At 48.1% G+C, this 3259-nt stretch carries 5 protein-coding genes; all 5 read right to left on the bottom strand.

Features of this window, described 5'->3' with window-relative positions; genetic code table 11:
* Positions 1–109: 109 nt before the first annotated feature.
* Entirely contained in the window at positions 110–643 is a 534-nt protein-coding gene (locus tag O2597_RS18510; protein WP_269527259.1) for a P-loop NTPase family protein, read from the bottom strand.
* 82 nt (positions 644–725) lie between these two features.
* Positions 726–1463: a toll/interleukin-1 receptor domain-containing protein gene (locus O2597_RS18505; RefSeq protein WP_269527257.1), complete on the bottom strand. Its 738-nt coding sequence runs from the start codon at positions 1461–1463 to the stop codon at positions 726–728.
* A gap of 213 nt (positions 1464–1676) precedes the next feature.
* Entirely contained in the window at positions 1677–2012 is a 336-nt protein-coding gene (locus tag O2597_RS18500) for a hypothetical protein (RefSeq protein ID WP_269527255.1), read from the bottom strand.
* Positions 1970–2806: a rolling circle replication-associated protein gene (locus O2597_RS18495; protein WP_269527253.1), complete on the bottom strand. Its 837-nt coding sequence runs from the start codon at positions 2804–2806 to the stop codon at positions 1970–1972. Before O2597_RS18495 ends, O2597_RS18500 begins: the two co-directional genes overlap by 43 nt.
* A 172-nt stretch (positions 2807–2978) precedes the next feature.
* Positions 2979–3119, bottom strand: a complete 141-nt coding sequence (locus tag O2597_RS18760; RefSeq protein ID WP_425603768.1) for a helix-turn-helix domain-containing protein — start codon at positions 3117–3119, stop codon at positions 2979–2981.
* Positions 3120–3259 lie beyond the last annotated feature (140 nt).

Raw genomic sequence — 3259 nt, 5'->3', positions numbered from 1 at the left:
TGTTCCCGCAGCGCCTCCAGCGCTACCTTGCTTTTGAACTCGGATGTGAACTTTCGTCTCTTTTTCATTGGTTGCTTTACTTTAACTCGGTGAAGCAACCTGTCCAACTTTACGGGGCCGGCTCAATATTTGCATGCTTCGATAACAGTTCGGCGGCAAGAGAACTTTCTTCCGCGAATTGAATCGCATAAAGAATCTCAGGTGTGAATGCGTTTAAATAGTATTCGTCAATCGCCCTATTGAGATCTGAAAAACGCGTGAATTTATCGAATATTTTGGTTCTTGGTTCTTTTTCTCTAACCTGCTGAGAGACTAGAAGGTATAGTATAACCTTCCAAATATTCGTAAAATCGGAGAGTTCGAGATGTCTCTTCTTTTTGAGTGTGAGGAATTTTTTATATTCGGTTTCCCTGATGAACCTTATCGATGAAAGTGTTTCCTTGTAGTCATTGTTTGCTAGATATGTCGCGTATGCAGTTTTTCCGGTTCCTTTCTCTCCGACCAAAAAGCTAATATTCGATTCTGCCAGCCGATCGAGCTCGTTAGTCCTGATGAAGATTCTGTTGAATAGAGATTTTTGCTCCCTCTGGCGGAAGTTTTCGGCGTCGCTGAAACCTAAATTAAGTTCTGTATATTTTTTCATGAAATTTCTTTAGCCAACGTAAGTGATTTGAATGCAATGAAGGGGGTGGGCCGTAGTGTCGTTGCCTGCCGAATAATTATGCTCAGTTTTCAACGATACCATGTTCTATGGCGTAGTGCTTACCTTTGTCTTCGAGATATATATATTCTTGAGAGTGATCAATTAGCCCTGCCTTTGCTGCTTTCTTGAGATTTAGATCTAACAAGATGCGAGAAGTCGGAATTACTCTCTTTAGGTTAGAATATTCGACATAGTCATGTCCATTTTCATACCACTTAATTATCGCAACCATTATGTCATGGATTCCATCATTTGAGCGGTCCTGATCTTCTATATTTACCTCCTTGAAAGGATTATTACCAATGTCTGGTTTCTTGAATAATGGCGCTTGATGGATAGTTCTAACTAACTCATCAAATGAGAATTCGAAGTCCTGAGAATGTGAGAAGTCGATATAAAGTTTAGTCTTTAGAAATGTCGGAACGTCTGAGCCACCATCCTGACGTATTATTGGAATAACTTTACGGCTGTCTATTCTAGACAGAAGATCTGCCGTTAGAATCATTTTCTCGTATCCAACGCCTCCCGTCCCGTTATTCGCCTTGCTTACGTAATTTTGCGTACAAATCATCAATGCATAGTCGCAAGACGTTAGGTTTTGCTCCATGAAATGAGGAAGGTCGTCTCCTGGGCTCAAGTCCCATTGGTCTAGCGCAGCATCGACCCCATTGTTTCTCAATCTAGTTGCCAGTTGGAGTACCCATTGCTTGTGCTTTTGTGAGTCATGAGAATATGAGATAAAGACTTTGGGAGTGCTCATTAGAAGTTTTGTATAACGGTCAAGAGGTCTTAAATTCTAGGAATTCGGTGGTAGTAACGTGGCAGAGAGATTGCAAACCTAAAGGGATTGTAGTGCGGATCGGTCTCATTCTCTGGGACAATTATTAACTGTGTAAACAAGGAAAAGGCCCCTTGGTGGCGCACACGCTCCCGCGTGTGCCTCCACCAAGGGGCCTCTTTTGCTTTGATCAGGTCAGACAATCGGTTCCCATGAGGTAGCGGTCTGCTGTCCTCTGATTTCCTCCATGCGGCTGACCTTTGCCATGTAAGGCTTGTAGAGTTCCAATGTGGGGAACTTGGTCACTTGGTCGCCTTCGATGGCAATTTGTGGGTTTTCCTTCGGGTCGATGAACTGTTGGAGCACGATTGTGCCGGGCTCAAGAGCCAGTTCATATTTCACCAGGGCGAGAATGCCCCCGTCTTTCTTGGTGATCTTGAGGGCGGTGTTTGAGATCGCCACGCCCCGAACGAAGAGGCCGTTTTGCTCTAGTCGGTTGGCAGCGGGTTTTGGTGTAGGTTCATTAGCCATGGATATAACTCCTTTTGTTTGTTTATTTGTATTTTGCGGTCGCCCAGATATCGACCGTCTAGGGCGACTGAGAGAATCAGACGGTCGAAAATGCTTTTGAATGGTGCATGGAGGATGATTTGCCGGACTTCCTTGTAGGCTTTCTCGCTGTTTTCGGTCACGATCAGGGCCAGCCGTTCCCATTTGTGCAGACGTTCGCGGAGGGTGCTTGTGTGGCGCTTGGGGCCTTCAGTCTCTTTTTTGACTGTTTCCCGCTTTTTGGGGTCTGGCTTGAGGAAGCCGCGGGAGGGTTGGAAAATCCGCAGGCGTTTGCGGTCTTGCACCCACTCGGGGATTTGTCCCCCCTTGCAGACGTATTTGAGCAGGTAGTGAAAATCGTCGTTTTTGATCCGCTTGACGTTGGTTCGTCCGTAGCTCCAGAGGTGAGCGAGCAACTCAGCCGGCACAAATCGACGGGTCAGCCAGATGCAGTGGAAGTGGGGCCAGCCTTCTTCGTCGTTGTGAAATTCGACCTTGGTGCAGTATTCCGAGTCGATCTTGTAGAGCTTGCCTTTCCATTCGACGCCTTGGCGCAACTCGTAGAAGATTTTGCGGATTCGGTCACGGGTAATATCGAAGGCCTCTGAAGGTCCATAGCCTTGGGCGCGCATCGCTTCACGGTCGATGGTGAAGGTGGCAAACAGGCAACCTGCGACATTGGGTAGGCGGTCCCAGAAACGTTTTAGAACCTTGTAGATGCCGACAGGGTGAAACCATGAGGTCGGCACATAGGCTTTCAGGTAGGTTGTTTTCACCCCTGGGGCCTTTCTGTCTTGTCGGGCGTGGGGCCCCCTTCCACTGGCTTTGCCCGCGAGATAGATTGCAAGCAATCACGGGCCGCTGTCGCTAAAGCCTGCCCTGCGGGCACCGTTTTAGCCCCACTTGGTTTGAGACCTAGAAGCACTTCGGATATGTGCCTGGGCGGTTTCAATAGACCACCTCCGAAGTTTCACGCAAAAAGCGTTCGATTTCGGTTTTTGAGTAGAGTGGGCGACGGGTGGCCCGAGAGGGGCGAAGTAGGCCGCGCTTTGTGAGGCGGTCCACTGAGGGGGCAGAGATGCCGAGGATTTCGGCGGTCTCTATGAGCCGGCCCCGTAAAGTTGGACAGGTTGCTTCACCGAGTTAAAGTAAAGCAACCAATGAAAAAGAGACGAAAGTTCACATCCGAGTTCAAAAGCAAGGTAGCGCTGGAGGCGCTGCGGGAACAG

It is taken from the genome of Coraliomargarita parva (genome assembly GCF_027257905.1).
Classification (GTDB): domain Bacteria; phylum Verrucomicrobiota; class Verrucomicrobiia; order Opitutales; family Coraliomargaritaceae; genus Coraliomargarita_A; species Coraliomargarita_A parva.
The sequence above is the reverse complement of the archived record's forward strand: the minus strand, read 5'-3'. Positions and strand labels throughout refer to the sequence as shown.